Source organism: Streptomyces sp. NPDC006476 (assembly GCF_040612015.1).
Classification (GTDB): Bacteria; Actinomycetota; Actinomycetes; order Streptomycetales; family Streptomycetaceae; genus Streptomyces; species Streptomyces griseorubiginosus_B.
The window spans coordinates 147,889-171,732 of sequence record NZ_JBEXPK010000017.1 but is presented as its reverse complement, the minus strand read 5'-3'; the positions used below and the strand labels follow the sequence as shown (position 1 = coordinate 171,732).

The following is a 23,844-nucleotide window of genomic DNA, read 5'->3' as shown; positions in this document are numbered from 1 at the left end:
TGCAAGAGGGCACCGAATCCCCCGGCCGGTATCAAGGCCACCGGACCACCCGATGTTCCCGAGCCGCGCCGTTGGCCGCCCCCGCCGGGTCGGGGTGCTGCGCTGATCGCTTGTCCTGGTGCAGCCGGACGGGTGGTCAGGGCTGCCAGTTCACGCGGTGTTCCGCCAGTCGTGCCAGCACCGCGTGGTTCGCCTCCCAGCCGTCCGGGACTGTTTTCGTTGGCCGCCTCCGGCGGCGGGCCGGACTCCGTCCGGCGGGTGGGGGTGCTGCGCTGATCGCTTGTCCTGGTGCAGCCGGAGGGGTGGTCAGGGCTGCCAGTTCACGCGGTGTTCCGCCAGTCGTGCCAGCACCGCGTGGTTCGCCTCCCAGCCGTCCGGGAACTTCACCAGCGTTCCCAGCTGGACCGGCTCCGTGGACGGGTAGTCGTCCAGCAGGTCGCCGACGCCGGCTCGGCAGACCACGATGCAGGCGTGGCGGTGGCGGGAGGCCAGGACGCACAGGCGGCCCGTCTCCAGGTGGAAGGCGGTGGCGTCGGGGCGGCCGGAGAGCGGGTGCAGGATCACCGTGACGTCGAACTCCATGCCCTGCAGTCGGTTCGCCGTGTCCACGGTGACGTCCGCGACGCCCAGCTCCGCCAGGGCCGCCCGGACGGCCGCCGCCTGGTCGCGGTGGGCCGTGCCGACGGCGATACGGCCGGCGGTGAGAGGGGCGGGGACAGGTGAGCGTTCCGACGTCGCCGCGCCCTCCCGGTCCAGCAGCCGTCGTACCACCGTCGCCACCGCCCGCACCGCCTCCGGGTCCGTGCGCGGGGTGTGCCGCGCGGGCAGCTCCAGCAGGCCCCAGCCCGACTCGGCGGCCGCGTCGATCACCCGGTCGGGGCCGGAGCCGTCCGAGGGAACGGCGAAGGAGAGACGGCGGTCGTCGTGGTCCGTGCCACTGCGGAAGGGCGTGTACGGGTAGAAGGCGTCCGAGACCAGCGGGGCCGCGGAGGCCGGGAGCCGCCAGGAGACCGGCAGGCGGTGCTGGGGAAGTTCGGGGTTGTGGGCCAGGAGAGTGGTCACGGCGGAGGCCGAGGGGTCGTACGACAGCCCCGCCCACTGCTCGCTGCCCACGATCGAGAAGGGATCCAGCTGGCCAGGATCGCCCACGAACAGCGCCCGTTCGAACAGCCCCGCCACCGCGAGCAGCGAGTCCGACCGCATCTGGTACGCCTCATCGACGATCGCGTGCCGCCACGGCTCGTCGGCCTTCACATGCGCCCACTTCGCGGCCGTGGAGATCACCACCGGGAGCCCCGCCAGCTCGGCCGCCTTCGCCGACTTGCGCACCTGCGGCAGCTCGTCCAGCGCCTTGTCGTACGGGTCGGCGTCACTGCTGTGCAACCGGCCGACCGGAAGCTGCGGGCTCTTCTCGGCGAGCCGGACGACGAGGTCGTCGACCTGCGCGTTCGTCTGCGCGACGATCATCAACGGGCGCCCGGCGTCGGCCAGTTCGAGCGCCGCGCGGACGACAAGGGTGGACTTGCCGGCGCCCGGCGGGGAGTCCACGACCACGCCCCGGTGACCGCCGTGCAGGGTGTCGTGGAGGATCGCGTCGGTGGCCTCGGCGGCCGCCGCCCCGGGGTCGAGAACGGTGGTCACAGGAGGTCCTCCGCGGTCAGGGGATCGGCCGCCTCGGCCACGGCCTCACCGGGCGGTCCGCCGTGCGTCCACGGCGTCTGCTCCGGGTCGGGCAGCTTGGGGCCGCCGCGCTGCTCGTGCTCGAAGAGGGTGAAGCAGACCCGGTCGCCCTTCTCCGGAACCGAGCCGGGCTCCGGCTCCTTGCCGCGGCCCATCTTGTCGAGCACGCGCAGCACGACGAGCGTGCCGCCGTCCTCGGACTCCTCGGCGCCGACGAACTCGGCCGACTGCGGCTTGCCGTCCAGCGAGCGGTACGCCTTGGCCCGCTCGCCGAGGTGCGGCCGGTCGTCGGTGCGGATCGTGACCAGCGGGCGCGGGCTCGGCCGCTTGCTCTCGCTGTACGCCATCACGACCTCCGTGACCTCGCCCGCGAACGCCTCCCCGGACAGCCGTCGCCCCGCCATCACCAGCGGATCGTCGAGGGCCTCCTGCGCCTCCAGCCGGGCCTGCTCCCGCTCGCGCGAGGCGAGCTTGTTCGCGGCGGTGACCGCGTCGTCGCGTCGCGGCTGCGGAGGCTCGCCGGCCGTGACGCGGTCGCGGTGGGCGGTGAACGACCAGCGGTCGCGGGTCCACCGCTCCTCGACATGCGCTCCCTCGGGGAGGGCACGCAGCAGGTCGAGGCCGTCCCACACCCGGTCCCAGGTGGGCCGGGTGACGCCCGCGATCAGGTCACGGATCTCCCGCTCCGCGGCGGTGAGTTCACCGAGCCGGTCGTCGGCCTCCAGACCGTCCTCGGCGGCGGCGAGGGCGGTCCGCGCGCGGTCGTAGCGCTCGATGGCCGGGGCGAGGAGCTTGTTGTCGAACGCGGGGTCGGTGGCCGGGCCCGCGGGCGGGCACAGGAGTTGGTCACGGGGGCCGCGGGCGAGCTCGGCCCGCAACGCGGCCTCGGCTCCGGACATGCCCTCGGGCGGGGCGATCCACGCGAGCAGGGCGCCCAGGTGCTGGTCCTCCAGGGTGGACTGGCCGGTCGCCCAGTGCCGGGACAGCACGTCGGTCATGGCCAGCAGCAGGGACGAGCCGGGGACGCGGGCGCGCTCCCCGAAGTGGGTCAGCCAGCGGCCGAGCAGCGGCACGCGCGGGGGCGCCGGGTACGGGGTCTCCGGGTCCTGCTCCGCCGTACGGCGAAAGCGCATGGAGCGGCCGAGCAGCCGTACGAAGTCGATGCCGGCGCGGCTCGGGACGATCAACTGCGGGGCGTCGGCGCACAGTTCGACCTCGACCTTGACCCGCTTGCCGGTCTCCGGGTCGGTCTCGGTCCGCTCGGCCGCCTCCACCTCCTCCGCGTGGGCGTCGATGTACGGCAGCACGACGTCCGCCAGCTCGGCCAGGAACGCGAACCGCAGGTCCCGGTCGCGGGGCTGCGGCACGACGAGCAGCCGGGGCGCGTCCCGCTCGGTGCCGACGAGCGCGCCCAGCGGGGCACCGGCCTCACCGGCGGTGGTCAACGGCACGAAGACGAGCGGCCGTTCGGCCAGATGCCGGTGCCGGACGGTGGCGGCGGGCTGCGCCCGCCCGGTACGGACGGCCTCCAGCCGGCCGAGCGTGGAGATCAGGGACATGGTGACTCTCCAGTCCGCGCCCGCGGCGCCATGCTTTCCAGCGCCTCCGCGCGCAGGTGGGCGGCCCTTCGCAGCGCTGCCACGGCAGGGTCCGTCGGGTCGCCGGCTGTGCCCTGGGCCGCCGCCCAGACCTCCTCGACGGTCGTCAGGCCGCCGAGTTCGGCGCGGACCGAGCGGCCGAGGGCGGTGACCGCGCCCGCCTCGCGGGAGCGGGCGCGGCAGTGGAAGGCCAGTTCGCAGGCGGACAGGCACTCGGGCGCGTAGGTCGCTGGGACCGACTCGACGGCCGCCGAGAGCTCCTCGGCGGGCAGGTCGGGGGAGAAGCACGTGCCTGCGGGGAGCGTGTCGGCGATGTCCTCGACGCGGGTGAGCCGGGCCAGCTGGCGGGCGGTGACCGCACGCTGCTTGCGGACGTCGACGGCGGAGGCGGTGGGGAGGTTGGAGAAGTCCTTCGGGCAGACGAGCAGGACGCGCTGCCGTACCACCGGAGCCGGATCGAGGCGGGCGGCGACCTCCTCCAGGGCCAGGACGTACACCGCCGCCTGCCGGGCGGCCGCGCCGACCTTGGCCGCGTCCGCGGAGCCGTCCAGCATCGGGAAGGACTTGATCTCGACGACCGTCCAGCTGCCGTCGGGGTGGACGACCACCGCGTCCGGCTCCAGGAAGGCGGGGGAGCCGGCGACGTCGAGGGCGAGCATGGGGTGGTCGAGGAGCGTCCAGCCGCCCGGTTCGGCGGAGGCCTCGCGCAGGGCGAGCGCCGTGCGGGCCGTGCGGCCCTCGGGGCCCGCCGCGGTGAGGTCGGGCACCTGCGCCGCGGTGGGCGGCTCGGCGGTGCGGTCCAGCTTCTCGTGCGCCAGCCGCAACAGCTCCGCGCCGCCGTCCGCCTTGACCTTCGCCTCGAAGGCGTTGCCCCGGGTGAAGGCGAACTGGGACTGCCCGAACACCGACGGGGAGCCCAGCGAGCTCGCCAGTGTCGCCTTGTTCACCCCGGCGCCGTCCAGGATGGCGCGCCGCCTGCAGCCCGGGTTGGCGGCGAGGGCCGCCAGGGCACGGGCGTCCAGTGCCTTGGCGGGGACGTCGGGACCGCGCAGCTCAGCGAGCCGCTGCCGCAGCGCCTTCCCCCGCGTCCGAGGGAGAGGCACCAGGCTCGGCTCCACTTCCGAACCGCGACTCGCGCTGCCGTGGAATTCGCTCACCCGCGGAAGTCTGGCATCCACCACTGACAATTGAGGAACCTGCGACGCGAGAGCGCCCTGCGGCGAACGGCAGCCGCGCCTTCAGCGCGTCCACGCCGCGCAGCACGTACGGCGTCAGGAACAGTCCGAGGCCCATCACACAGGCGCCCGCGACCGCGTCCAGGAAGTAGTGGTTCGCGGTGCCCATGACCACGATCGTCGTCAGCAGCGGGTAGGCGACGGCGAGGACCCGTGTCGTACGCGTCCTGCCGTACTTCCACAGCATGACCCCGCACCACAGCGCCCAGCCCACGTGCAGACTCGGCATGGCCGCGTACTGGTTGGTCATGCCGCCGAGTCCCTTCGGGGCGCTCGCGGCACCGCCCCACCAGCCGTACGAGCTGTACTGGGCCATCGTGTCCACGAACCCGTGGCCCGCCGAGAGGAGACGGGGCGGACACGTCGGCAGCAGGGTGAAGCCGACCAGGCCCATGAAGGTGGACGTCATCAGCCAGGTGCGGGCCGCTCGGTAGTGCCCCGAGCGCGAGCGGAACAGCCAGATCAGGATGGCCGGGGTGACCAGGTAGTGCAGCGAGGCGTACCAGAAGTCCGCCGGGACGCCGAGCCACGCCTCGCGGGTGAAGAGCCGGTTGAGCGGGTGCTCGGCGTTGATGTGCAGGAACTTCTCGACGCGCAGGATCGCCAGGCCGTGGTCGACGGCGCCGGAGGTGTCACCGCGGGCGAGGAGCCGGCCGGCCGAGTAGCAGGCGTACACCAGCATGATCAGCGGCAGTTCGGTCCACCAGCGCAGACGGGTGGGCGGGGCTGCAGCCTCGGTGCCAGGTGTCGTCTCGGTCTTCGGCATCCGATCGCCTCCCCCTTCGTTCTCGCGCGGCGTCCCGTGGTCGCGGGTCGTGCCACTTTACGGCGTACGCGCACGCCCCCGTAGGGCGCCCTCGGCCCTCAAAGACGCAGAGATCGACCGTCGGGTTGCCCCAGGACAGCGTGCGCGATGATGGAGGGGTTCCGCCTGCGAATAACTCGGAAGGGTCTCCTCCTCATGGCACCGCGCATCCTGCTGGCCCGGCACGGACAGACCGAGTGGTCGCTGTCCGGCAAGCACACCGGCAGGACCGACGTGCCCCTCCTGGAGGAGGGCCGGCGCGGCGCCAAGCTGCTCGGCGAACGTCTGCACCGCGCGCCCTTCGAGGGCCTGCCCGACGCCGAGGTGCGCACCAGCCCGCTGGCACGCGCGCGTGAGACGTGCGAACTCGCCGGGTTCGGGGAGCGGGCGGCGATCTGGGACGCCCTGCTGGAGTGGGACTACGGGGCATACGAGGGGATGACGCCGGAGGAGATCCAGGACGTCCGCCCGGGCTGGCTGATCTGGCGCGACGGCGTCCCGGAGGGCGAATCCCTTGACCGCGTGACCGCCCGGGCCGACGCGGTGGTGGAGTGGGCGCGCTCGGCGGACCGGGATGTGCTGGTGTTCGCGCACGGCCACATCCTGCGCTCGATCGGTGCGCGGTGGCTGGGCCTGCCGATCGACTTCGCGGCCCGCATCCGCCTGAACCCGACCTCGCTGTCCGTGCTGGGCTGGGCCTACGGCGAACCGGCCATCGAGACCTGGAACGACCTGGGGCACCTGGCCGGGTAACGCAGACGCCGGTCCGACGGCTCGGGCGGTGCTGGGGCGGGCGGGCGGTTGTGTGGTAGCCGGGAGGCCGGGCGGTGACCGGGCGGCGTGGATTGCCGGGCGGCGCCCGGGTGGCGTGGGTGGGCCAGGCGGTGCCCGGGTGACCCCGGGTGGTGCGAGCGGTGGCCGGTTGTTCGGGCGGGGCGCGGGTGGTTGCGTGGTGGCTGGGCGGTCCGGGTGGCACGGGCGAGCATGGGTGGCGTGGGTGATGCCGGCAATGCGCGGGCGGCTCAGGCAGCGCGCGGATGGGTGCGCGGCGCCGGGCGGTGACCGGGTGGTGCGCAGGTGGTTGGGTCGGTGTGCCGGGGGGCCGGCGGTGTCCGGGTGGCTCAGGCGGTGAAGGGGTGGTTCGGAGGCTCCCCAGGTGCTCGGGCGGTGCCCAGGTACTCGGGCGGTGCCCGCTGGCTCAAACTGTCGGGCGGTTTCCGGCTGGCTCAAACTGTGCGTGGCGACGAGGCGTGCCGGTCCAGGAACGCCGACACGCCCGACGCTCGCCGGTGCGGCAGCAGCACGCGCGCGGTGCCCGCCAGCATCGTCTGGATCCGGGACGACTGCACCTGGTCCAGCAGGTCCAGCACCCGCATCCCCGCCGCCGCGGCCTCGTCCGGCCGGCCGCCCCGCGCCAGGTCGTCCGCGAGTTCCGCCGTGTAGAGCGCGATGTTCCGGGTGAAGTGCGGGTCCTGCAGCTGCGCGGCGCGCCGGGCGTGGCGGGACGCGCGCGACCAGTCGCCCAGCGTCGACCAGCACTGCGCCTCCAGCCCCTCCAGCTCGGCCTCCCCGTAGAAGCTCATCCACTCGGGGTCGGCCTCCGAGGGGCCCCGCTGGTAGAGGGCCTGCGCCCGCGCCAGGGACTGCTCGCAGCCGGTGCGGTCGGCGAGCCCCGCCCAGCCGCCCGCCTCGCGCAGCGCCAGCAGCGACATCAGCCGGGCCGAACCCAGCGAACGGCCCACGCGTTGCGCGGCCTGCGCCGCCCGCACCGCCTCGCGCGGCCGGCCGGCGTCCCGCGCGAGGAACGCCGTGTTGCAGAACGCGTGCACCTCCAGGGCGTCGTCGCCGGTCATCCGGGCGGTCGCGAGCGCCTCCGCGTAGTGCGAGCGGGCGTCGTCGAACCGCCCGGAGTCGTGTGCCAGCCAGCCCACCGAGATGGCGAGTTCACCGGCGCCCGAGTGCAGCCGCTCGGCGGTCGTCTGCCGGGTCGCGCCGGCGTCGAGGAGCGCGTAAGCGGCGCGCAGCGGCTGCGACGCGCGCCGGTAGAGCCCGTCCGCGCCGTGCCGGTCGTCGAGCAGCCGGATTCTGCGTACGGCCTCCTCGAGCGCGTACGCGTCGCTCGCCCCGGGGCGGCGCACGGGGCGCCCCGCGGCCGCGGCGTCGAAGGCGAGCCCGATGGGGCCCAGCGAGGCGGCGGCCACGGTGGCGCCCCCGGTCATGAATGCGCGACGCAGCACGTCGCTCTCCTCGTCATCGTCGTACATCTCGTGGTTCTGCGGGTGCGGTGTCTCATACGGCTCGTACGCCCCCTCGGTCTCACCGGACCCGCGCCCCCCGCCCGTCAGGTGGACGGGGGGCGCGTCCTCGGCGGCGTGCGCCCGGCGTCCGCGGACGGACGAGCGGGGCGCGAAGCCGAGGTCGGTGAGCGTGCGGCCGGGGAACATGTGCAGGAACACCCGTTCGTACGCGTAGTTGGGGCAGCGGATCTCGCCCGCCTCGACCCGGCCCACATAGCGCGCGTCACAGCTGACCCGCTCCCCGATCTCGCGGGCCGCCCGCCGTACCGCGGCGGCGAACTCGGCCGGTGAGCGCCTGCCGCGCAGTCGGCGGAAGGCCAGGTTCGGCCTGGGTGGCCGGGTGGGCTGGGACGAGGTCAGCTCTGACGACGCCATGGCCGGGTCCTCTCGTGCGAACCGTCGAACCATGCCGGGATTGCGGTGAGTTGTTCGAGTGGCTCCCCGTTTCCGGCGGGCAAGAACGTACCTGCTGTGTCGGACCCGCCACGCAGGGTTTGGCTACAAACCGGATATCTCATCCCGGATCTGCCATGAACTGCCATCCTTTGCGGCGGACTTCCGCCGTTTCCGTTGACGCGCGCGTGCGTTGAGCACGGTGGACCGGGAGCCGCCCGTCTCCCGACCCGCTTCGTTCAAGGAGGGGTTCCGTGGTGGACGCCGGGATGCAGACGACGATGCCGCCGACGACGGCGGGGCACGCACCGACTCCGGAGCACAGCGCGCCGCCCCTGCCGGGGGGCGCCTGCGACCTCGTCACCGTGCCGGCCCGGCAGGGGCTGGAGGCCGTGGACATCCTGCGCCGGGGGGCCCGCGAGGCGGTCGGCCCCGTACTGCACAACGGCGGCGCCACCCTCGGCTTCCTGGTCCCGCCCGGCACGGCCGCCGCCTGGGACGTGCCGGGCAGCACCTGCACGGAGACCGACGGCCGCGGACTCACCCTGAACCCCCAGCCGCCCGTCGAGGGCTCCGACTGGCTGCTGCCCCCCGGCGCCTGCGACCTCGCGACCGACCCGACGGTCCTGCGCGCGGCCCTGGGCGAGGCGGCCCGCACGATCGAGGCGGCGGACAGCTGCCGGTGAGGCGGGCAGGGCCGACTTTCGCGCCGTTGACCTGGGCCCGAGCGGGCAGGGCGTTGTGCGGCCGTCGATAATGGGGGCATGGGTAGGTCCAGGAACGGCCGGCGGGGTGGTGGTGCCGAAGCCGTCGTCGAGGCGGTCGACGGTGGGCTCGCCGAGTTGATACCCGACCGGGAGCGGGCGCGTGCCTGGACGCTGTTGATCGACGGGGCGCCGCAGTCGCACGTCGACCTGGACGACCCCGGCCACCTCTCCTTCGAGTACCAGCGCCGCCTCGGCCACGTCATCGACCTCGCCGCACCGCCCGGCCGCCCCGTGCACGCCGTGCACCTCGGCGGGGGCGCCCTCACCCTCGCCCGGTACGTCGCCGCCACCCGCCCCCGCTCCACCCAGCAGGTCGTCGAGCGCGACGCGGCCCTCGTCCAACTGGTGCGCCGGGAGCTGCCGTTGGATCCGAACGCCCGCATCCGGGTGCGCGCCACGGACGCCCGCGAGGGGCTGGCCAAGGTCCTCGACGGCTGGGCCGACCTGGTCATCGCCGACGTCTTCAGCGGCGCCCGCACGCCCGCCCATCTGACGTCCACGGAGTTCCTCGACGAGGTCCGACGGGTCCTCAAGCCGGGCGGTGTCTACGCCGCGAACCTCGCCGACGGACCGCCGCTGGCCCATCTGCGCGGCCAGATCGCCACCGCCGCCGCCCGCTTCACCGAACTCGCCCTGGTCGCCGACCCGGCCGTGCTGCGTGGCAAACGCTTCGGCAACGCCGTCCTGGTCGCCTCCGACACCCCGCTGCCGGTCGCCGAACTGACCCGCCGGGCCGCCTCCGACCCGCACCCCGGCCGCCTCGAACACGGCCGGGCGCTGCGGGACTTCACGGGCGGCGCCAGCCCGGTCACGGACGCCGCGGCGACCGCCTCACCCGCACCGCCGCCGTCGGTCTTCCGCTAGCGCCGGGCGGGCCGCGGTGGCGGCCCTAGTAGTTGCCGACGTCCACGTGCGGCGGCCCGTCGTGCCAGGTGCAGATCACCGAGACCTTGTCGGTGCCCGAGGTGAACTCCACCCGGATCCAGGTGTCCGTCTTCCATGTCTGCATCGACCAGCCGGTGTCCGGGGTCGCCATCACGAGCGTCGCCGAGGTGGCACCGAGGTCGAACACCACCCGCCCGCCGTCGGTGTCGTAACTCCGCACCGTGCCGGACGTCGTCGGGGACGGCTTGGCGACGGGCGTCTTCGAGACGCTCGGCGTCGGCGTCGCGGACGGGCTGCTCTGCCGACTCCTCGAGGGTGAAGACGGCGAAGGAGACGGCCGGGGCGACGACGTGGCCAGCGGTTTCGCCTCCTGCGTGGTCGCGCCGGCCGCCCTGATCGGCAGGGCGCGGGGCGGGTCGTACGCCGTGCCCGCCATGACCGTGTGGACACCCCACCACGACAGCGTGACCGCCGCGCCCGTGGCGAGCGTCCAAGCCAGTACGTGTACGAGTCCTCTGCGCATCGCCGGTCATACTGCCTCACCCGCCCCACTGGCCGCACACGCTCGGAGTTATCCACAGGCCCGAGTGCGGCTCGCCCGCATGGCGTACGGTGCCGCGCATGGCAAGTGTGCTCGTGGTCGAGGACGACCAGTTCGTACGTTCGGCGCTGATCCGGCACCTGACCGATGCCGCGCACACCGTGCGCAGTGTGGGGACGGCGCTGGAGGCGCTGCGCGAGGTCGCCCATTTCCGCTTCGACGTGGTCATCCTCGATCTCGGCCTGCCCGACCTGGACGGGTCCGAGGCCCTGAAGATGCTGCGTGGGATCACCGACGTGCCGGTGATCATCGCCACCGCGCGGGACGACGAGACGGAGATCGTCCGCCTGCTGAACGCGGGCGCGGACGACTACCTGACCAAGCCGTTCTCGGTGGAGCACCTGTCGGCGCGGATGTCCGCGGTCCTACGGCGCTCCCGCACCGCCCCGGGCGACGCGCCGCCCTCCACCGTCATCCGCGTCGGCGGCCTCACCGTCGACCCGCTGCGCCGCCAGGCCGAGTTGGACGGTGCGCGGCTCGACCTCACCCGGCGCGAGTTCGACCTGCTCGCCTTCCTGGCCGGCCGCCCCGGGGTCGTCGTCCCCCGCAAGGAACTGCTCGCCGAGGTGTGGCAGCAGTCGTACGGCGACGACCAGACCATCGACGTCCATCTCTCCTGGCTGCGGCGGAAGTTGGGCGAGACGGCGGCGCGGCCGCGCTATCTGCACACCCTGCGCGGGGTCGGTGTGAAGCTGGAGCCGCCGGGTGGGGAGGCGCCGCGATGAGATGGGCACTGGTCAAGGTCTGTCTGGCGGTCACCGCCATGGTCGTGGTCGCCTTCGCGGTGCCGCTCGGGCTCGTCATCAAGGAGATGGCCCGCGACCGCGCGTTCTCCAACGCCGAGCGGCAGGCGGCCGCCGTCGCCCCGGCGCTGTCCATCACCACCGAGCGCGACCAGTTGGAGCGGGTCGTCGCCTCGGCCGGCTCCGACTCCGGGATGGCCGTGCACATACCGGCGGTGGGCGGTCAGACGGCCGTGGACATCGGCAGGCGGCGCGCGGCCGCCGAGGACATCGCGACCGTGCGCAGACTGGGTCGTGCCTCCACCACCGAGGTGCCGGGCGGCTCCACGCTGCTCCAGCCGGTCGCGCTGAGCTCCGGCGCCATCGCGGTCGTGGAGGTGTACGTCCCCGAGTCCGAGGTCACCAACGGCGTCGGCACGGCCTGGGCGGTGCTCGCCGGCGTCGGCGTCGCGCTGATCGTGGGCTCGGTCGCGGTCGCGGACCGGCTGGGGGTGCGGATGGTGCAGCCCGCCCAGCGGCTGGTCGAGGGCGCGCACGAACTGGGGGAGGGGAAGCTCGGGGCGAGGGTGCCGGAGGAGGGGCCGAACGAACTGCGGCTGGCGGCGGTCGCGTTCAACTCCATGGCCGACCAGGTCGTACAACTACTGGCGAACGAAAGGGAGTTGGCGGCCGATCTGTCCCACCGGCTGCGTACCCCGCTGACCGTGCTGCGGCTGAACGCGGCCTCGCTCGGGGACGGGCCGGCCGCCGAGCAGACCCGGGCCGCGGTCGCCCAGCTGGAGCGGGAGGTCGACACCATCATCCGCACCGCCCGGGACGCCAAGCCGCAGACCGCGGCCGCCGGGCCCGGCGCCGGGTGCGACGCGGCCGAGGTGGTGCGGGAGCGGATGGCGTTCTGGTCGGCGCTGGCCGAGGACGAGGGCCGCAAATGGCGGGTGGCCGGCGCCGACCGGCCGGTGCGGATACCGGTGGCCCGGGCGGACCTCGCGGCGGCGCTGGACGCCCTGCTCGGCAATGTCTTCCGGCACACCGCCGAGGGCACGGCCTTCGCCGTCGACCTGCACAACGGCGAGGACGCGGTGATCGTGCTCGTCTCCGACGCGGGGCCGGGCATATCCGACCCCGAGACGGCGATGGCGCGCGGCCGGGGGTCGGGCAGCGACGGCTCGACCGGGCTCGGGCTGGACATCGTGCGCCGGCTCGCGGAGTCGACCGGCGGCGATGTGCGGATCGGGTCGTCCGTGCTGGGCGGGACCGAGGTGCGGATCTGGATCCAGCTGGACGGACGCGAGCGGACGCCGGGCGGACGGGGGCACCGGTCGGTGCGACGGCGCCGGCAGCGGAAATTGGTCTCTACCTTTAACGGTCCCCGATCCCTTCCTTAAGCGCACCCTAAGATCCTCAACCCCCGTCCGGATCAGGCGCTTTGCCCGTTTCCGGATCGCTAGCGTGCCACGGCATGAGCATGCATCGACGCAAGGTGAGCGGCAGGAACAAGGCCATCGGCGGTGTCGTGGCCGCAGCCGTGGTGGGCGCTGGTGCGGTCCTTCTCACCGGCACCGCTCAGGCGGCCGGAATCGGGGCCGCGTACACCAAGACCAGTGACTGGTCGACCGGTTACACCGCGCAGTACGTGGTGACGAACAACAGCGGTACCCGGGAGAAGGACTGGAAGCTGGAGTTCGACCTCCCGTCGGGCGCCAAGCTCAGTTCGCTCTGGAACGCCGAGTCGAGCGTCAGCGGACAGCACGTCACCGTGACGCCGGCCAAGTGGGACACCGACGGTCTCGCGGCCGGCAAGTCGGTCACCGTCGGCTTCGTGGTCAACGGCAGCGGCGATCCGGGCGGTTGCCGTATCGACGGAGCCTCCTGTTCCACGGACGGCGGCACGACACCCGAGCCGAGCGGCCGCCCGACGCAGTCGCCGACCCCGACCCCCACACCGACGCCCACTCCCACGCAGCCGGCGACCCCCACCCCCACGCCGACCCCCACCCAGAGCACCGGCACCGGCACCACCGCGAGCGCCGGATTCGCCCCCTACGTCGACACCTCCCTCTACCCCGCCTTCGACCTGCTTGCGAGCGCCAACGCGACCGGTGTGAAGAACTACAACCTGGCCTTCGTCACCGACGGCGGCGGCTGCACACCGAAGTGGGGCGGGGTGACGGACCTCGGCAGCGACGGTGTGGCCTCGCAGATCGGGGCATTGCGCGCCAAGGGCGGTGACGTCCGGGTCTCCTTCGGCGGCGCCTCCGGCTCGGAGCTCGCGACGACGTGCTCCTCGGCGGACGCGCTGGCGGCGGCGTACGGCAAGGTCGTCGACGCGTACAAGCTGACCAAGGTCGACTTCGACGTGGAGGGCGGCGCGCTGCCCAACGCGACGGCGAACACCAACCGGGCGAAGGCGATAGCCAAGCTCGAGGCCCAACACCCCGGTCTGGACGTCTCCTTCACCCTCCCGGTCATGCCGGAGGGCCTCACCCAGGACGGCGTGAACCTGCTGTCCAACGCCAAGTCCAACGGGGTGCGGATCGCGGCCGTCAACATCATGGCGATGGACTACGGCGCCTCCTACAACGGCGACATGGGCACCTACGCCGAGCAGGCGGCCACCGCCACACAGGCCCAGGTCAAGAGCGTGCTGGGGCTGTCCGACGCGGCCGCCTGGAAGACGGTCGCCGTCACCCCGATGATCGGCGTCAACGACGTCTCCTCCGAGGTCTTCAAGGTCGACGACGCCACCCAGCTGGTGAACTTCGCCAAGTCCAAGGGTCTGGGCTGGCTGTCCATGTGGTCGGCCACCCGCGACCAGAGTTGCGCCGGCGGCACCAAGCCCACCGCCGACGCCACCTGCAGCTCGATCGCCCAGGACAAGTTCGCTTTCTCGAAGGCGTTCGGCGCCTTCAACTGACCACCGCGGAACGGGGGCCCACGCGCCCCGGCCGGACTTCCCCACCAGCCGGCCGGGGCGCGCACGCCCGCGTCGGCACCAGGGTCGTCCTCCACCACGCTGCACCAGTGCGCGGGACGCGGCACGCCCCCTCGACGTGCCGCGTCCCGTCCCCCGGTGCCCCCGTGGGTCAGTCGGACGTCGCCGGCGGCAGGGTGCCCGTCCGTGCCGCCTGGCCGTACCAGTGGGCGCTCGACTTCGGCGTGCGGGCGAGGGAGGCGTAGTCGACGTACACAGCGCCGAAGCGCTTGTCGTAGCCGTATGCCCACTCGAAGTTGTCCATCAGCGACCACAGGTAGTAGCCGCGTACGTCGGCGCCGTCGGTGATGGCGCGGCGCACCGCCGAGAGGTGGCCGTGGAGGTAGGCGATGCGCTCCGGGTCGTGCACGCGGCCGTCGGGGTCGGGCTTGTCGTCGTAGGCCGCGCCGTTCTCGGTGATGTACAGCGGCAGGCCGGGGGCCTCGCGGGTGTAGCGCATGATCAGCTCGTGCAGGCCGGTCGGGTCGATCGTCCAGCCCATCTCCGTGCGCTCGCCCGGAGTCTGGTGGAAGGCGACGTCGTCCGCCCCCGGCCACGGGGAGTGCTCGCTCGCGCCGTGGCCGTCGGTGCGCGGGCCGTTCACCTTGCCCTCGGCGGCCGAGACCAGCGTCGGCGTGTAGTAGTTGAGGCCCAGCGCGTCCAGCGGCTGGTTGATGGTCTGCAGGTCGCCGTCGAGGAGGTACGACCAGTCGGTGACGGACGAGGTCGCCGCGAACAGCGTCTCCGGGTACGCCCCGTGCAGCATCGGGCCGTGGAAGACCCCGTTGGCCAGGTCGTCGATCTTCCGCACCGCCGCCAGGTCCGCCGGGTTCTGCGGCGAAAGGGGCCTGACGACGGAGGAGTTGAGGCTGATGGCCACCGCGTTGCGGGCGGGCATGGTCGAGCGCAGCGCCAACGTGCCCAGGCCGTGGGCCAGGTTGAGGTGGTGCGCGGCGCGCAGCGTGGCCTCCGGCTCGGTGCGGCCGGGGGCGTGCACGCCGGAGCCGTAGCCCAGGAAGGCGCTGCACCAGGGCTCGTTGAGGGTGATCCACTGCTCCACCCGGTCGCCCAGCGCCTCGCCGACGATCTGCGCGTACTCCGCGAACCTGAGCGCGGTGTCGCGCTCGGGCCAACCGCCCGCGTCCTCCAGCTCCTGCGGCAGGTCCCAGTGGTAGAGGGTGGCGGCCGGCTTGATGCCGTGCTTCAGCAACTCGTCGACCAGCCGGCGGTAGAAGTCCAGGCCCACCTGCACGGCGGGCCCGCGCCCCGTGGGCTGCACCCGCGACCAGGAGATCGAGAAGCGGTAGGCGGACAGGCCGAGGTCGGCCATCATCGCCACGTCCTCGCGGTAGCGGTGGTAGTGGTCGACAGCGATGTCACCGTGCTCACCGCCCACCGTCTTGCCGGGCGTGTGGCTGAAGGTGTCCCAGATCGAGGGCGTACGACCGTCCTCCCGCACCGCCCCCTCGATCTGGTAGGCGGAGGTCGCGGCGCCCCACAGGAAGCCGGGAGGAAAGGTCACCGGGGTCGCCGGGTGTGCGGAGTCAGTCATGGAAGCGCTCCCATAAGTGGTCGTCGAGACCGAAGAGTTGGAAGGAGTGGGGGCCGAGGCGGCGATGACCCGGCCCCGAAGACGCGCGCCGGTGCGAACAGGGTGGCCGGGCGTCAGCCCTTGATCGCGCCCTGCATGATGCCGCCCACGATCTGCTTGCCGAACAGGATGAAGGCGATCAGCAGCGGCAGCGTGCCCAGCAGCGCGCCCGCCATGATCACGGCCTGGTCGGGGACGTAGCCGGTGCCGAGTGAGTTCAGGGCGACCTGCACGGTCGGGTTCTGCTGGTTCAGGGCGATGATCGGCCACAGGAAGTCGTTCCAGGCGAACACGAAGGTCAGCAGGCCGAGCACGGCCATCGCCGGCCGCGCCGCCGGGAACACCACGTGCCACACCACCCTCAGGCTGCTCGCGCCGTCCACTCTCGCCGCCTCGATCAGCTCGGTCGGCAGCGCCTGCACCAGGTACTGGCGCATGAAGAACGTACCGAAGGCGGTCACGAGGGTCGGCAGGATGACGGTCTGCAGCTGGTTCGACCAGCCCAGGTCGCTCATCCACAGGTACAGCGGTACGACGGCCAGCTGCGGCGGGATCATCATGGTGCCGATGGTCAGCAGCAGCAGCACGCTGGAGAACCTGAACCGCAGCTTGGCGAAGGCGAACCCGGCGAGCGTGGAGAACAGCACCGTCGCGACGGTGATCGTCCCGGCGACGACCGTGCTGTTGAACATCGCGGTGCCGAGCCCGGCCTGGTCCCAGGCCGCCTGCATGTTCTTGAACAGGTTCCCGCCGAACCACAGCGGCGGTGGCGTCTCGGCCAGCCTGCGGTCGGTGCGCGAGGCCGCGACGGCCGTCCACACCAGGGGCGCCAGCGAGACCAGGGCGAAGACCGTCAGGACGATGTAGGTGACCGGGCCCGCGTGCAGCTGCTTGCCCGCGCCCATCACCCGGCGCGGGCGGCGCGGCTCCTTACGGACCTGAGGCAGGGTCAGTTCACTGGTGGTCATTGGGACTTCCTCAGGCGTCGGGTGAGCAGCATGTTGACCGCGGCGATGATCACCAGGATGAGGAACATCGACCAGGCGATCGCGGACGCCTTGCCCAGGTTGCCGATGATCCAGCCCTGGTCGTACATGTACAGGCCCAGGGTCTGGTACTGGTGCTCGGAGCCGCCCTTGGACCCGCTGACCCCGCCGAACAGCAGCGGCTCACCGAACAGCTGGGTCGCGCCGATGGTGGACACCACGACGGTGAACAGGATCGTGGGCCGCAACTGCGGGATCGTCACGTGCCGGAACTGCTGCCAGCGGTTGGCGCCGTCCAGCGAGGCCGACTCGTACAGGTCCGTCGGGATGGCCTGCATCGCCGCCAGATAGATCAGCGCGTTGTAGCCGGTCCACCGCCAGATCACGATCGAGGACACCGCGAACTGCGAACCCCAGTCGGACTCACGCCAGTTGATCGGATCGACCCCGACGAAGTGCAGCAGCCAGTTGATCATGCCGCCGTCCCAGGAGTACAGCAGCGTGAAGACCAGCGTCGCCGCCGCCACCGAGGTGGCGTACGGGGTCAGCATCACGACCCGCCAGACGGTCGAGCCGCGCAGCCGGTAGTTGAGCAGATGCGCCAGGCCGATCGCGGCCATCAGCTGCGGCACGGTCGAGATCAGACCGATGGTGAAGGTGTTCTTCAGGGCGTTCCAGAAGAAGTCCGAGGACAACAGGTTCTTGTAGTTGTCCAGACCCGCCCAGGTCTGGGTGTCCAGCGAGGACAACTGCACGTTGTGCAGCGAGTACCAGGCGGTGTACAGCAGCGGGACCAGGGAGAAGGCCCCGAAGATCACGAAGAAGGGGGCGATGAACGCGTACGGGGACGCCTTCATGTCCCAGCGGTACAGCCGGCTGCGCCACGAGTCGGGACCCGCAGGCGGCGTACCGCGACCCTGAGCGCCCCGGGCCGCGCCCGGCGGGGTGCCGGGCGCGGCCTCGGCGCTCGACGCGGGATGCGCGAGAGCCTGCTTGGAGCTGGTCACTGGCCGAGCACGTCCTTGATCTCGTTCTTGGCCGCGCTCCAGCCCTGGTCGGGCGTCTTGCCCTTCTGCTCGACCTGGAGGATGCCGACGTCGGTGATCGCGGTGTTGATCGGCTGGTCCTTGATGCCGAAGTACTGCGACGGGATCGTCTTCGCCGAGTCCGCGAAGATCTGCGTGATCGGCGCGTTGGAGAAGTACGCCGTGGTGTCCGCGGCCGGCTTCAGGCTCGAGTACGCCGACGGGGTCGACGGGAAGCTGGCCTGCTTGGCGAAGACCTTGGCCTGCTGCTCGGGCGCCGTCAGCCACTTGGCCAGGGCGATGGCCTCCTTCTGGTGCTTGCCCGCCGTCGGCACGCCGAGGAAGGAGCCGCCCCAGTTGGACGCGGTCGGGGCCGCCGCCACGTCCCAGTTGCCCTTGCCGGAGTCACCGGACTTCTGCTCGATGTAGCCGATCATCCAGGCCGGGCAGGCCACGGTGGCGAAGGAGGCGTTGGCGTAGCCCTGGTCCCACGGCTTGTCGAACTGCTTCAGCTTCGCCGACATGTTGCTGGTCGCCACCGTCATCGCGACGTTCCAGGCCTTCTTCACGCCGTCGGAGGTGTCCCAGACGACCTTGTCGCTGCCCTTGTCGTAGTAGCGCTCGCTCGCGCCGCCGAGGGCCGCGTTGTAGACGGAGGAGGCCGAGTCCACGAACTTGGTGCCCTTGGGCGCCTTCTTCATGTACTGCTTGCCGACGTCCACGTACTTGGCCCAGTCGCCCTTCCACATGGTGGCGAGCTGGGTGCGGTCGGTGGGCAGACCGGCCTTCTGGAAGAGGTCCTTGCGGTAGCAGATCGCCATCGGGCCGATGTCGGTGCCGAGGCCGATCAGCTTGCCGTCCTTGGTGGTGGCCTGGGCGTTCTTCCAGTCCAGCCACTGGGATTTGTCGGCGTCCTTGCCCAGGTCGACGAACTTCGACGCCTGCGTCTGCACGGCCTCGGTGATGTTGCCGACCTCGATCGCCTGGATGTCGTCGGTGCCGGAGCCGGCCTGGAGGCGGGTGAGGACCTTGGGCCAGTAGACGTCGGTGCGGGTGGTGACGTTCTCCTTGATGTTGATGTCCGGGTGGAGCTTCATGTACTCGTCGTACAGGCCGGCCTGCTTGTAGCCGAACACACCGAAGGTGCCGATGGTCAGCGTGGTCTTGCCCTTGGCTGAGCCGCCGTTGTCGTTCGACGAGCTGTTGTCCGAGTCACTGGAGCAGCCGGCCAGCAGGCCCGTGGCCAGCGCGGCGACGGCCGTGAGGGCCATCAGCCTGCGGGACCGTCGGGTACTCGTGCCCATGTTGCATCCTCCTGTTGCCTGACGTGCCGACCCCCCGGCCAACTGCATTGGTTGGGCCCGTTCGTACTCGCTGCGGCTCGGGCGGGGAACGTGCGGGATGTGTATGTGTCAGGTACTGTGGGAGCGCTCCCACAAGTGATGTGTTGAAGGTTCGCCGGTCGAGGCGGGGGTGTCAAGGGAGCGGACGCGGAGTCATGCGTTCAGTTATCGGGACGTTAACTGGAATCGCGAGGTCCGTGACCTGGGTCCTCCGGCGTCCCGCCGAGGCGCCCGGGGACGGTCGCCACTGCTCACTGGGCTGTTAGATTCCAGGCCGACGTAGGTCCAGGGGAGGCGGAGCCAATGGCAACAGGCCACGGAGCGCGGAGCCGGAGCGGGGGCCGGCCCACCCTCGAGGAGGTCGCCGCGCGCGCCGGTGTCGGCCGCGGCACGGTCTCCCGCGTGATCAACGGCTCGCCCCGGGTCAGCGACGCCACCCGCGCGGCCGTGGAGGCGGCGGTCGCCGAACTCGGTTACGTCCCCAACACCGCGGCCCGCGCCCTCGCCGCCAACCGCACGGACGCGATCGCGCTGGTCGTCCCCGAGCCGGAGACCCGGTTCTTCTCGGAGCCGTACTTCTCCGACATGCTCAAGGGCGTCGGTGCCGAACTCTCCGAGACGGAGATGCAGTTGCTCCTGATCTTCGCGGGCAACGACCGCGAGCGCAGGCGCTTGGCCCAGTACCTCGCCGCCCACCGCGTGGACGGCGTCCTGCTGGTCTCCGTGCACGCCGACGACCCCCTGCCCGACCTGCTGGCCCAACTGGAGATCCCGGCCGTGATCAGCGGCCCCCGCTCGGCCGCGGAGACCCTGACCTCGGTCGACTCCGACAACTACGGCGGCGGCCGCTCGGCCGCCGAGCACCTGCTGGCCGGGGGCCGCAGCAGGATCGCCCACATCACCGGCCGCCTCGACGTCTACGGCGCACAGCGCCGCGTCGACGGCTACCGCGACGCCCTGCGCGACGCCGGCCACGAGGTGGACGAGCGGCTGATCGAGGCCGGCGACTTCACCGAGGAGGGCGGCCACCGGGCGATGACCAAGCTGCTCGCCCGCTGCCCCGACCTGGACGCGGTCTTCGCCGGCTCGGACGTCATGGCGGCGGGCGCCCGCCAGGTGCTGCGCGAGGAGGGCCGCCGCATCCCCGACGACGTGGCCCTCGTCGGCTACGACGACTCCGCCATCGCCCGCCACATGGACCCGCCCCTCACCAGCGTCCGCCAGCCCATCGAGGAGATGGGCCGCCGCATGATCGACCTCCTCCTGGAGGAGATCGCCGACCGCCGCCCGGCGGTGTCACGGGGGCTGGAGCGCCGGCAGGTGGTCCTGGCGACGGAACTGGTGACGCGGGCGTCTTCCTAGACGGCTTGTCTCCTGGTCAACCGCGCAGCTCCCGCCGCCACCTCCGTTCACCCTCCTGCTCCACCTCCGTCGGCTCGAGCCCGGCGGCCCGGGCGACCGCCTCCGACGCCCGGTGTTCGGAATGGACGTGGGCGATCACCGTCCGCACGGAAGGCTTCCGGGCCAGCAGCGTGACGAGCCCACGGGCGGCCTCGGAGGCCAGACCCCGCCCCTGCCACGCGCTCCCGACCACCCAGGCGACCTCCGCGACGGACCCCACGACCGTGGCCTGCACGGTTCCCACCAGCCGGTCCTCCTCCCGCAGCCGCAGCACCCAGTTGCACCAGGACACGGCCGGGTCGGGGCACCCGGCGACCAGGCGTTCGTAGCGGGCGCGGACGGCGTCGGGGGAGGCGGGGGTGCCGCCGATGAAGAAGTGCAGCGCCGGGTCGGACAGGACGGCGGCCATCTCGGCGGCGTGCTCCACCGACAGAGGGACCGCGTCCAGGCGTGCGGTGCGGAAGAACTCGGCCCGTACGCGCGGAGGTTGTTCGGTCATGGTGCGGGTCAGCGGGGGGTTTTGGCGTAGGTGTACGGCGCGGCGACGCCCGCGCTGTGGTGGTCGGCGGCGCGGAGGGCGACGGTGAGGCGCTCGCGTGGTTTCAGCGCGAGTTTGGCGGTGGCGTGGAGGGCACCGAGGGCGAGTTCCTCGCCGCAGCCGACCGCCGCGTACCCGTCGGCGGGCTCGCCGACCTGATAGTCGCTGTCCAGGACGAAGAGCCTGCCGTGCACACCGACGAGGAAGGTGCCGGCCTGTTCCTGCTCGGAGTCCTTGCGCGCCCAGCCGCCGTCCTTGAGGCAACCGCGGACGGCGTTGACGAAGGTGGTGGCCATGAAGCGGTCGAGGTCGCCCTCCGGGTGCGGGGCCTCGAAGGCGTGGTGGAGCAGCTGGCCCATCCGGAAGGAGGTGGTGAAGCCGAACGCGTAGGGGCCGTTGATGAAGACCTTGGGGTCGCGGCGGATGGTGAGCCGGTAGCCGTCGCTGCCGGCGGAGTCCCCGGCGAGATGGACGCGCTTGCGGTGGACCAGGCCGACGATGACGGTCAAGTCAGCACCTCCGAGGGCTGGTTGAGACGTACGACCGAACGAGATCGTTCTGCCCGCAGCCCGGGCGGAGCTACCGCTTCCGCACGTGCACGAGTGCCCCGGGCAGCAGCGCCGATACGGCTGACCCGACCCCGGAGGTCGCGCCTCCCGCCAGCCCGCACAGCCCACAGCGCCTCCAGGCGTACGGCAGCGCCCCCCTCCAGCGGCGACCCGACCGGTGCATCGGTAATGTCCGCACTGATGCACGAGGCCCGCGGCATGGCGGCCCGCCCGGAGGAGGACCAGCATGGCCGACAGCCAGCAGGAGACCGTGTCTGCGCGGCCCCCGGAGGCGCGCGGACAGCTCGCGCACGACTCGGTGCGTCTGGCGGTCGTGGTCGGCGCGCTCGGGGTGGTCTTCGGCGACATCGGGACCAGCCCGATCTACACCCTCCAGACCGTGTTCAATCCGGGCGACCCGCACCCCGTCCCGGTGTCCACGCAGAACGTGTACGGCGTGGTGTCACTGGTGTTCTGGTCGGTGATGATCGTCGTGACGGTGACGTACGTGCTGCTGGCGATGCGTGCCGACAACGAGGGCGAGGGCGGCATCATGGCCCTGATCACCCTGTTGCGGAGGTGGACTTCGCAGCGGGGCAGGCGGGCCGCGGCGATCCTGGCCGCGCTGGGCATCTTCGGGGCGTCGCTGTTCTTCGGCGACAGCATGATCACGCCCGCCATCTCGGTGCTGTCCGCCGTCGAAGGGCTCAAGGTTGTCGAGCCGTCGCTGGACAGCGCGGTCGTGCCGATCACCGCGGTGATCATCGTGATCCTGTTCCTGGTGCAGCGCCGGGGCACCGCGGCGGTGGGCCGGGTGTTCGGGCCCGTCATGATCGCCTGGTTCACGGCGATCGGCGCGTGCGGCGTCAAGGGCATCACCGAGCACCCGGGCATCCTCAGGGCGCTGTCACCGACGTACGCCCTGAGCTTTCTGTTCGGCCACTTCGGCACCGCCTTCTTCGCCCTCGCGGCGGTCGTGCTCGCGGTCACCGGTGCCGAGGCGCTCTACGCCGACATGGGGCACTTCGGCCGCCGGTCCATCACCCGGGCCTGGCTGTTCCTGGTCTTCCCGGCCTGCATCCTGAGCTACCTCGGACAGGGCGCGCTCATCCTCGACGACCCGAAGCACATCAGCAGCCCCTTCTTCCTCCTCGTGCCCGACTGGGGGCGGTGGCCGATGATCCTCCTGGCCACCGCGGCCACGGTGATCGCCTCCCAGGCGGTGATCACCGGCGCGTACTCGGTCACCTCCCAGGCGGCTCAGCTCGGCTACCTGCCGCGGCTGCGGATCGCGCACACCTCCGAGTCGACCGTGGGCCAGATCTACGTGCCCTGGGTCAACTGGCTGCTGATGGTCTCGGTCCTCACCCTGGTCTTCGCCTTCCGCAGCTCCGCGGCGCTGGCCTTCGCGTTCGGCATGGCGGTCACCGGCACCATCACCATCACCACCCTGCTGTTCTTCTACGTCGCCCGCGCCAAGTGGGGCACACCCCGGTGGCTCATCGCCATCGGCGCGACCGTGCTGCTCTCCGTGGACCTGCTGTTCGTGGCGGCCAACCTGACCAAACTGGTGCACGGCGCGTGGCTGCCGCTGCTGATCGGCCTGACCGTGTTCACGGTCATGACGACCTGGCAGCGCGGCCGCAGCATCGTCACGACGGAACGGGCCCGGCACGAGGGTCCGTTGCCCGAGTTCATCGAGGACCTGCGGACCGGGCGGACCTCGACACGTGTGGTCCCCGGCACGGCCGTCTTCCTCAACCGGGGCAAGGAGACCGCGCCGCTGGCGATGCGGGCCAACGTCGAGCACAACCACGTACGGCACGAACAGGTCGTGATCCTGTCCATCGAGACCGAGCCCGTGCCCCGCATCCCGGCCGACGAGCGCCTCGCCGTGGACAGCCTCGGCTTCGGCGACGACGGCATCGTGCATGTCACGGCCCGGTACGGCTACATGGAGACCCCGGACGTGCCCGCCACCCTGGCCATGCTCGAACCGGTCGACACCGAAGGGCCGTTGGACCTGGAGCGGGCGTCCTACTTCCTGTCGAAGATCGAGCTGCGGCGCGGCAAGGCACCAACGATGGCCCCGTGGCGCAAGCGCCTGTTCATCGCGACGTCCTACATCACGGCCGACGCCGCCGAGTACTTCGGCCTGCCCGGCGACCGTACGGTCATCATGGGCTCCCACATCGAAGTCTGACCGTGCCCCCACCCGGCCGGCGTCACCGCCGCCCGGCGGCCCGGGTGATCTCGCTCGTACAGGTGTTTGACCTTGAGGTCCGTGGGCTACCCGCACCGGGAAGTCCGCGCACGGCCGGCAGCCCGCGGTGACCTGTGGGAACGCTCCATGGAGCTTCTCCCGTACCGGGAACCGGAGCGCGGGCTTGGCGAGGCACCGCGCGGGGTGGGATCCGACAGACGGCAAGGGGCTGGT

Annotated in this window: 20 protein-coding genes; 8 read left to right on the top strand and 12 right to left on the bottom strand. The window is 72.1% G+C overall.

Annotated elements, in window-relative coordinates:
- Positions 1 to 306: 306 nt before the first annotated feature.
- The 4 genes from ABZZ74_RS21010 to ABZZ74_RS20995 are packed head-to-tail and all read right to left on the bottom strand — an operon-like array spanning position 307 to position 5,279.
- Positions 307 to 1,641, bottom strand: coding sequence for an AAA family ATPase (locus ABZZ74_RS21010; RefSeq protein WP_356767007.1), 1,335 nt, complete (start codon positions 1,639 to 1,641; stop codon positions 307 to 309).
- On the bottom strand, positions 1,638 to 3,239 hold the full coding sequence (locus ABZZ74_RS21005; RefSeq protein ID WP_356767005.1) for a hypothetical protein: 1,602 nt from the start codon (positions 3,237 to 3,239) through the stop codon (positions 1,638 to 1,640). The genes ABZZ74_RS21010 and ABZZ74_RS21005 overlap by 4 nt, the downstream gene beginning before the upstream one ends.
- Positions 3,230 to 4,381, bottom strand: a complete 1,152-nt coding sequence (locus ABZZ74_RS21000; RefSeq protein ID WP_356767003.1) for a hypothetical protein — start codon at positions 4,379 to 4,381, stop codon at positions 3,230 to 3,232. The genes ABZZ74_RS21005 and ABZZ74_RS21000 overlap by 10 nt, the downstream gene beginning before the upstream one ends.
- Positions 4,332 to 5,279, bottom strand: a complete 948-nt coding sequence (locus tag ABZZ74_RS20995) for a phosphatase PAP2 family protein (protein ID WP_356767001.1) — start codon at positions 5,277 to 5,279, stop codon at positions 4,332 to 4,334. Before ABZZ74_RS20995 ends, ABZZ74_RS21000 begins: the two co-directional genes overlap by 50 nt.
- A 195-nt stretch (positions 5,280 to 5,474) precedes the next feature.
- Between ABZZ74_RS20995 and ABZZ74_RS20990 the strand changes: the two genes are divergently transcribed.
- On the top strand, positions 5,475 to 6,071 hold the full coding sequence (locus ABZZ74_RS20990; RefSeq protein WP_356766999.1) for a histidine phosphatase family protein: 597 nt from the start codon (positions 5,475 to 5,477) through the stop codon (positions 6,069 to 6,071).
- A gap of 473 nt (positions 6,072 to 6,544) precedes the next feature.
- On the opposite strand, the gene ABZZ74_RS20985 is transcribed toward ABZZ74_RS20990, so the two are convergent.
- Positions 6,545 to 7,990, bottom strand: coding sequence for a hypothetical protein (locus tag ABZZ74_RS20985; RefSeq protein ID WP_356766997.1), 1,446 nt, complete (start codon positions 7,988 to 7,990; stop codon positions 6,545 to 6,547).
- Between the two features lie 272 nt (positions 7,991 to 8,262).
- On the opposite strand from ABZZ74_RS20985, the gene ABZZ74_RS20980 reads away from it, so the two are divergent.
- Positions 8,263 to 8,694 (top strand): hypothetical protein, encoded by a 432-nt coding sequence (locus ABZZ74_RS20980; RefSeq protein WP_356766995.1) that lies wholly within the window; start codon positions 8,263 to 8,265, stop codon positions 8,692 to 8,694.
- A gap of 78 nt (positions 8,695 to 8,772) precedes the next feature.
- Positions 8,773 to 9,639, top strand: a complete 867-nt coding sequence (locus tag ABZZ74_RS20975) for a fused MFS/spermidine synthase (protein WP_356766993.1) — start codon at positions 8,773 to 8,775, stop codon at positions 9,637 to 9,639.
- A gap of 25 nt (positions 9,640 to 9,664) precedes the next feature.
- Here the strand turns inward: ABZZ74_RS20975 and ABZZ74_RS20970 are convergent, their stop codons facing one another.
- The gene (locus ABZZ74_RS20970) at positions 9,665 to 10,183 is read right to left on the bottom strand and encodes a hypothetical protein (RefSeq protein ID WP_356766991.1); all 519 of its coding nucleotides are present in this window, start codon (positions 10,181 to 10,183) and stop codon (positions 9,665 to 9,667) included.
- Between the two features lie 98 nt (positions 10,184 to 10,281).
- On the opposite strand from ABZZ74_RS20970, the gene ABZZ74_RS20965 reads away from it, so the two are divergent.
- The 3 genes from ABZZ74_RS20965 to ABZZ74_RS20955 all read left to right on the top strand — a co-directional run bounded on the left by ABZZ74_RS20965 (position 10,282) and on the right by ABZZ74_RS20955 (position 13,918).
- Positions 10,282 to 10,986, top strand: a complete 705-nt coding sequence (locus tag ABZZ74_RS20965) for a response regulator transcription factor (RefSeq protein WP_133046408.1) — start codon at positions 10,282 to 10,284, stop codon at positions 10,984 to 10,986.
- Positions 10,983 to 12,389: a HAMP domain-containing sensor histidine kinase gene (locus ABZZ74_RS20960; protein WP_356766989.1), complete on the top strand. Its 1,407-nt coding sequence runs from the start codon at positions 10,983 to 10,985 to the stop codon at positions 12,387 to 12,389. Before ABZZ74_RS20965 ends, ABZZ74_RS20960 begins: the two co-directional genes overlap by 4 nt.
- Positions 12,390 to 12,463: 74 nt before the next feature.
- Positions 12,464 to 13,918 (top strand): cellulose binding domain-containing protein, encoded by a 1,455-nt coding sequence (locus tag ABZZ74_RS20955; RefSeq protein ID WP_356766987.1) that lies wholly within the window; start codon positions 12,464 to 12,466, stop codon positions 13,916 to 13,918.
- A gap of 169 nt (positions 13,919 to 14,087) precedes the next feature.
- Here the strand turns inward: ABZZ74_RS20955 and ABZZ74_RS20950 are convergent, their stop codons facing one another.
- From ABZZ74_RS20950 to ABZZ74_RS20935, 4 genes are all read right to left on the bottom strand, one after another.
- A complete protein-coding gene (locus ABZZ74_RS20950) occupies positions 14,088 to 15,527 on the bottom strand; it encodes a GH1 family beta-glucosidase (RefSeq protein ID WP_356766985.1) in 1,440 nt (479 codons plus the stop codon).
- A 113-nt stretch (positions 15,528 to 15,640) separates the two neighbouring features.
- Positions 15,641 to 16,534: a carbohydrate ABC transporter permease gene (locus ABZZ74_RS20945; protein ID WP_356766983.1), complete on the bottom strand. Its 894-nt coding sequence runs from the start codon at positions 16,532 to 16,534 to the stop codon at positions 15,641 to 15,643.
- Positions 16,531 to 17,559, bottom strand: coding sequence for a sugar ABC transporter permease (locus ABZZ74_RS20940; protein ID WP_356766981.1), 1,029 nt, complete (start codon positions 17,557 to 17,559; stop codon positions 16,531 to 16,533). Before ABZZ74_RS20940 ends, ABZZ74_RS20945 begins: the two co-directional genes overlap by 4 nt.
- Positions 17,556 to 18,881: an ABC transporter substrate-binding protein gene (locus ABZZ74_RS20935; protein WP_356766979.1), complete on the bottom strand. Its 1,326-nt coding sequence runs from the start codon at positions 18,879 to 18,881 to the stop codon at positions 17,556 to 17,558. Before ABZZ74_RS20935 ends, ABZZ74_RS20940 begins: the two co-directional genes overlap by 4 nt.
- Before the next feature lie 342 nt (positions 18,882 to 19,223).
- On the opposite strand from ABZZ74_RS20935, the gene ABZZ74_RS20930 reads away from it, so the two are divergent.
- Positions 19,224 to 20,282 (top strand): LacI family DNA-binding transcriptional regulator, encoded by a 1,059-nt coding sequence (locus tag ABZZ74_RS20930; protein ID WP_208782669.1) that lies wholly within the window; start codon positions 19,224 to 19,226, stop codon positions 20,280 to 20,282.
- A gap of 16 nt (positions 20,283 to 20,298) precedes the next feature.
- Here the strand turns inward: ABZZ74_RS20930 and ABZZ74_RS20925 are convergent, their stop codons facing one another.
- Both ABZZ74_RS20925 and ABZZ74_RS20920 read right to left on the bottom strand, forming a co-directional pair.
- Positions 20,299 to 20,820, bottom strand: coding sequence for a GNAT family N-acetyltransferase (locus ABZZ74_RS20925; protein ID WP_356766976.1), 522 nt, complete (start codon positions 20,818 to 20,820; stop codon positions 20,299 to 20,301).
- 8 nt (positions 20,821 to 20,828) lie between these two features.
- Positions 20,829 to 21,368: a hypothetical protein gene (locus tag ABZZ74_RS20920; RefSeq protein ID WP_356766974.1), complete on the bottom strand. Its 540-nt coding sequence runs from the start codon at positions 21,366 to 21,368 to the stop codon at positions 20,829 to 20,831.
- 286 nt (positions 21,369 to 21,654) lie between these two features.
- Here ABZZ74_RS20920 and ABZZ74_RS20915 point away from each other — a divergent pair, with 286 nt between their 5' ends.
- A complete protein-coding gene (locus ABZZ74_RS20915; RefSeq protein WP_356766972.1) occupies positions 21,655 to 23,610 on the top strand; it encodes a potassium transporter Kup in 1,956 nt (651 codons plus the stop codon).
- Positions 23,611 to 23,844: the final 234 nt, after the last annotated feature.

Excerpts from the sequence above, each read along its gene's own strand:
- ABZZ74_RS20945 (WP_356766983.1), bottom strand. The coding sequence starts at position 16,534 with ATGACCACCAGTGAACTGACCCTGCCTCAGGTCCGTAAGGAGCCGCGC.
- ABZZ74_RS20975 (WP_356766993.1), top strand. The coding sequence starts at position 8,773 with ATGGGTAGGTCCAGGAACGGCCGGCGGGGTGGTGGTGCCGAAGCCGTC.
- ABZZ74_RS20970 (WP_356766991.1), bottom strand. The coding sequence starts at position 10,183 with ATGCGCAGAGGACTCGTACACGTACTGGCTTGGACGCTCGCCACGGGC.
- ABZZ74_RS20925 (WP_356766976.1), bottom strand. The coding sequence starts at position 20,820 with ATGACCGAACAACCTCCGCGCGTACGGGCCGAGTTCTTCCGCACCGCA.
- ABZZ74_RS20935 (WP_356766979.1), bottom strand. The coding sequence starts at position 18,881 with ATGGGCACGAGTACCCGACGGTCCCGCAGGCTGATGGCCCTCACGGCC.
- ABZZ74_RS21005 (WP_356767005.1), bottom strand. The coding sequence starts at position 3,239 with ATGTCCCTGATCTCCACGCTCGGCCGGCTGGAGGCCGTCCGTACCGGG.
- ABZZ74_RS20955 (WP_356766987.1), top strand. The coding sequence starts at position 12,464 with ATGAGCATGCATCGACGCAAGGTGAGCGGCAGGAACAAGGCCATCGGC.
- ABZZ74_RS20950 (WP_356766985.1), bottom strand. The coding sequence starts at position 15,527 with ATGACTGACTCCGCACACCCGGCGACCCCGGTGACCTTTCCTCCCGGC.
- ABZZ74_RS20960 (WP_356766989.1), top strand. The coding sequence starts at position 10,983 with ATGAGATGGGCACTGGTCAAGGTCTGTCTGGCGGTCACCGCCATGGTC.
- ABZZ74_RS20930 (WP_208782669.1), top strand. The coding sequence starts at position 19,224 with ATGGCAACAGGCCACGGAGCGCGGAGCCGGAGCGGGGGCCGGCCCACC.
- ABZZ74_RS20915 (WP_356766972.1), top strand. The coding sequence starts at position 21,655 with ATGGCCGACAGCCAGCAGGAGACCGTGTCTGCGCGGCCCCCGGAGGCG.
- ABZZ74_RS20985 (WP_356766997.1), bottom strand. The coding sequence starts at position 7,990 with ATGGCGTCGTCAGAGCTGACCTCGTCCCAGCCCACCCGGCCACCCAGG.
- ABZZ74_RS20995 (WP_356767001.1), bottom strand. The coding sequence starts at position 5,279 with ATGCCGAAGACCGAGACGACACCTGGCACCGAGGCTGCAGCCCCGCCC.
- ABZZ74_RS20965 (WP_133046408.1), top strand. The coding sequence starts at position 10,282 with ATGGCAAGTGTGCTCGTGGTCGAGGACGACCAGTTCGTACGTTCGGCG.
- ABZZ74_RS20990 (WP_356766999.1), top strand. The coding sequence starts at position 5,475 with ATGGCACCGCGCATCCTGCTGGCCCGGCACGGACAGACCGAGTGGTCG.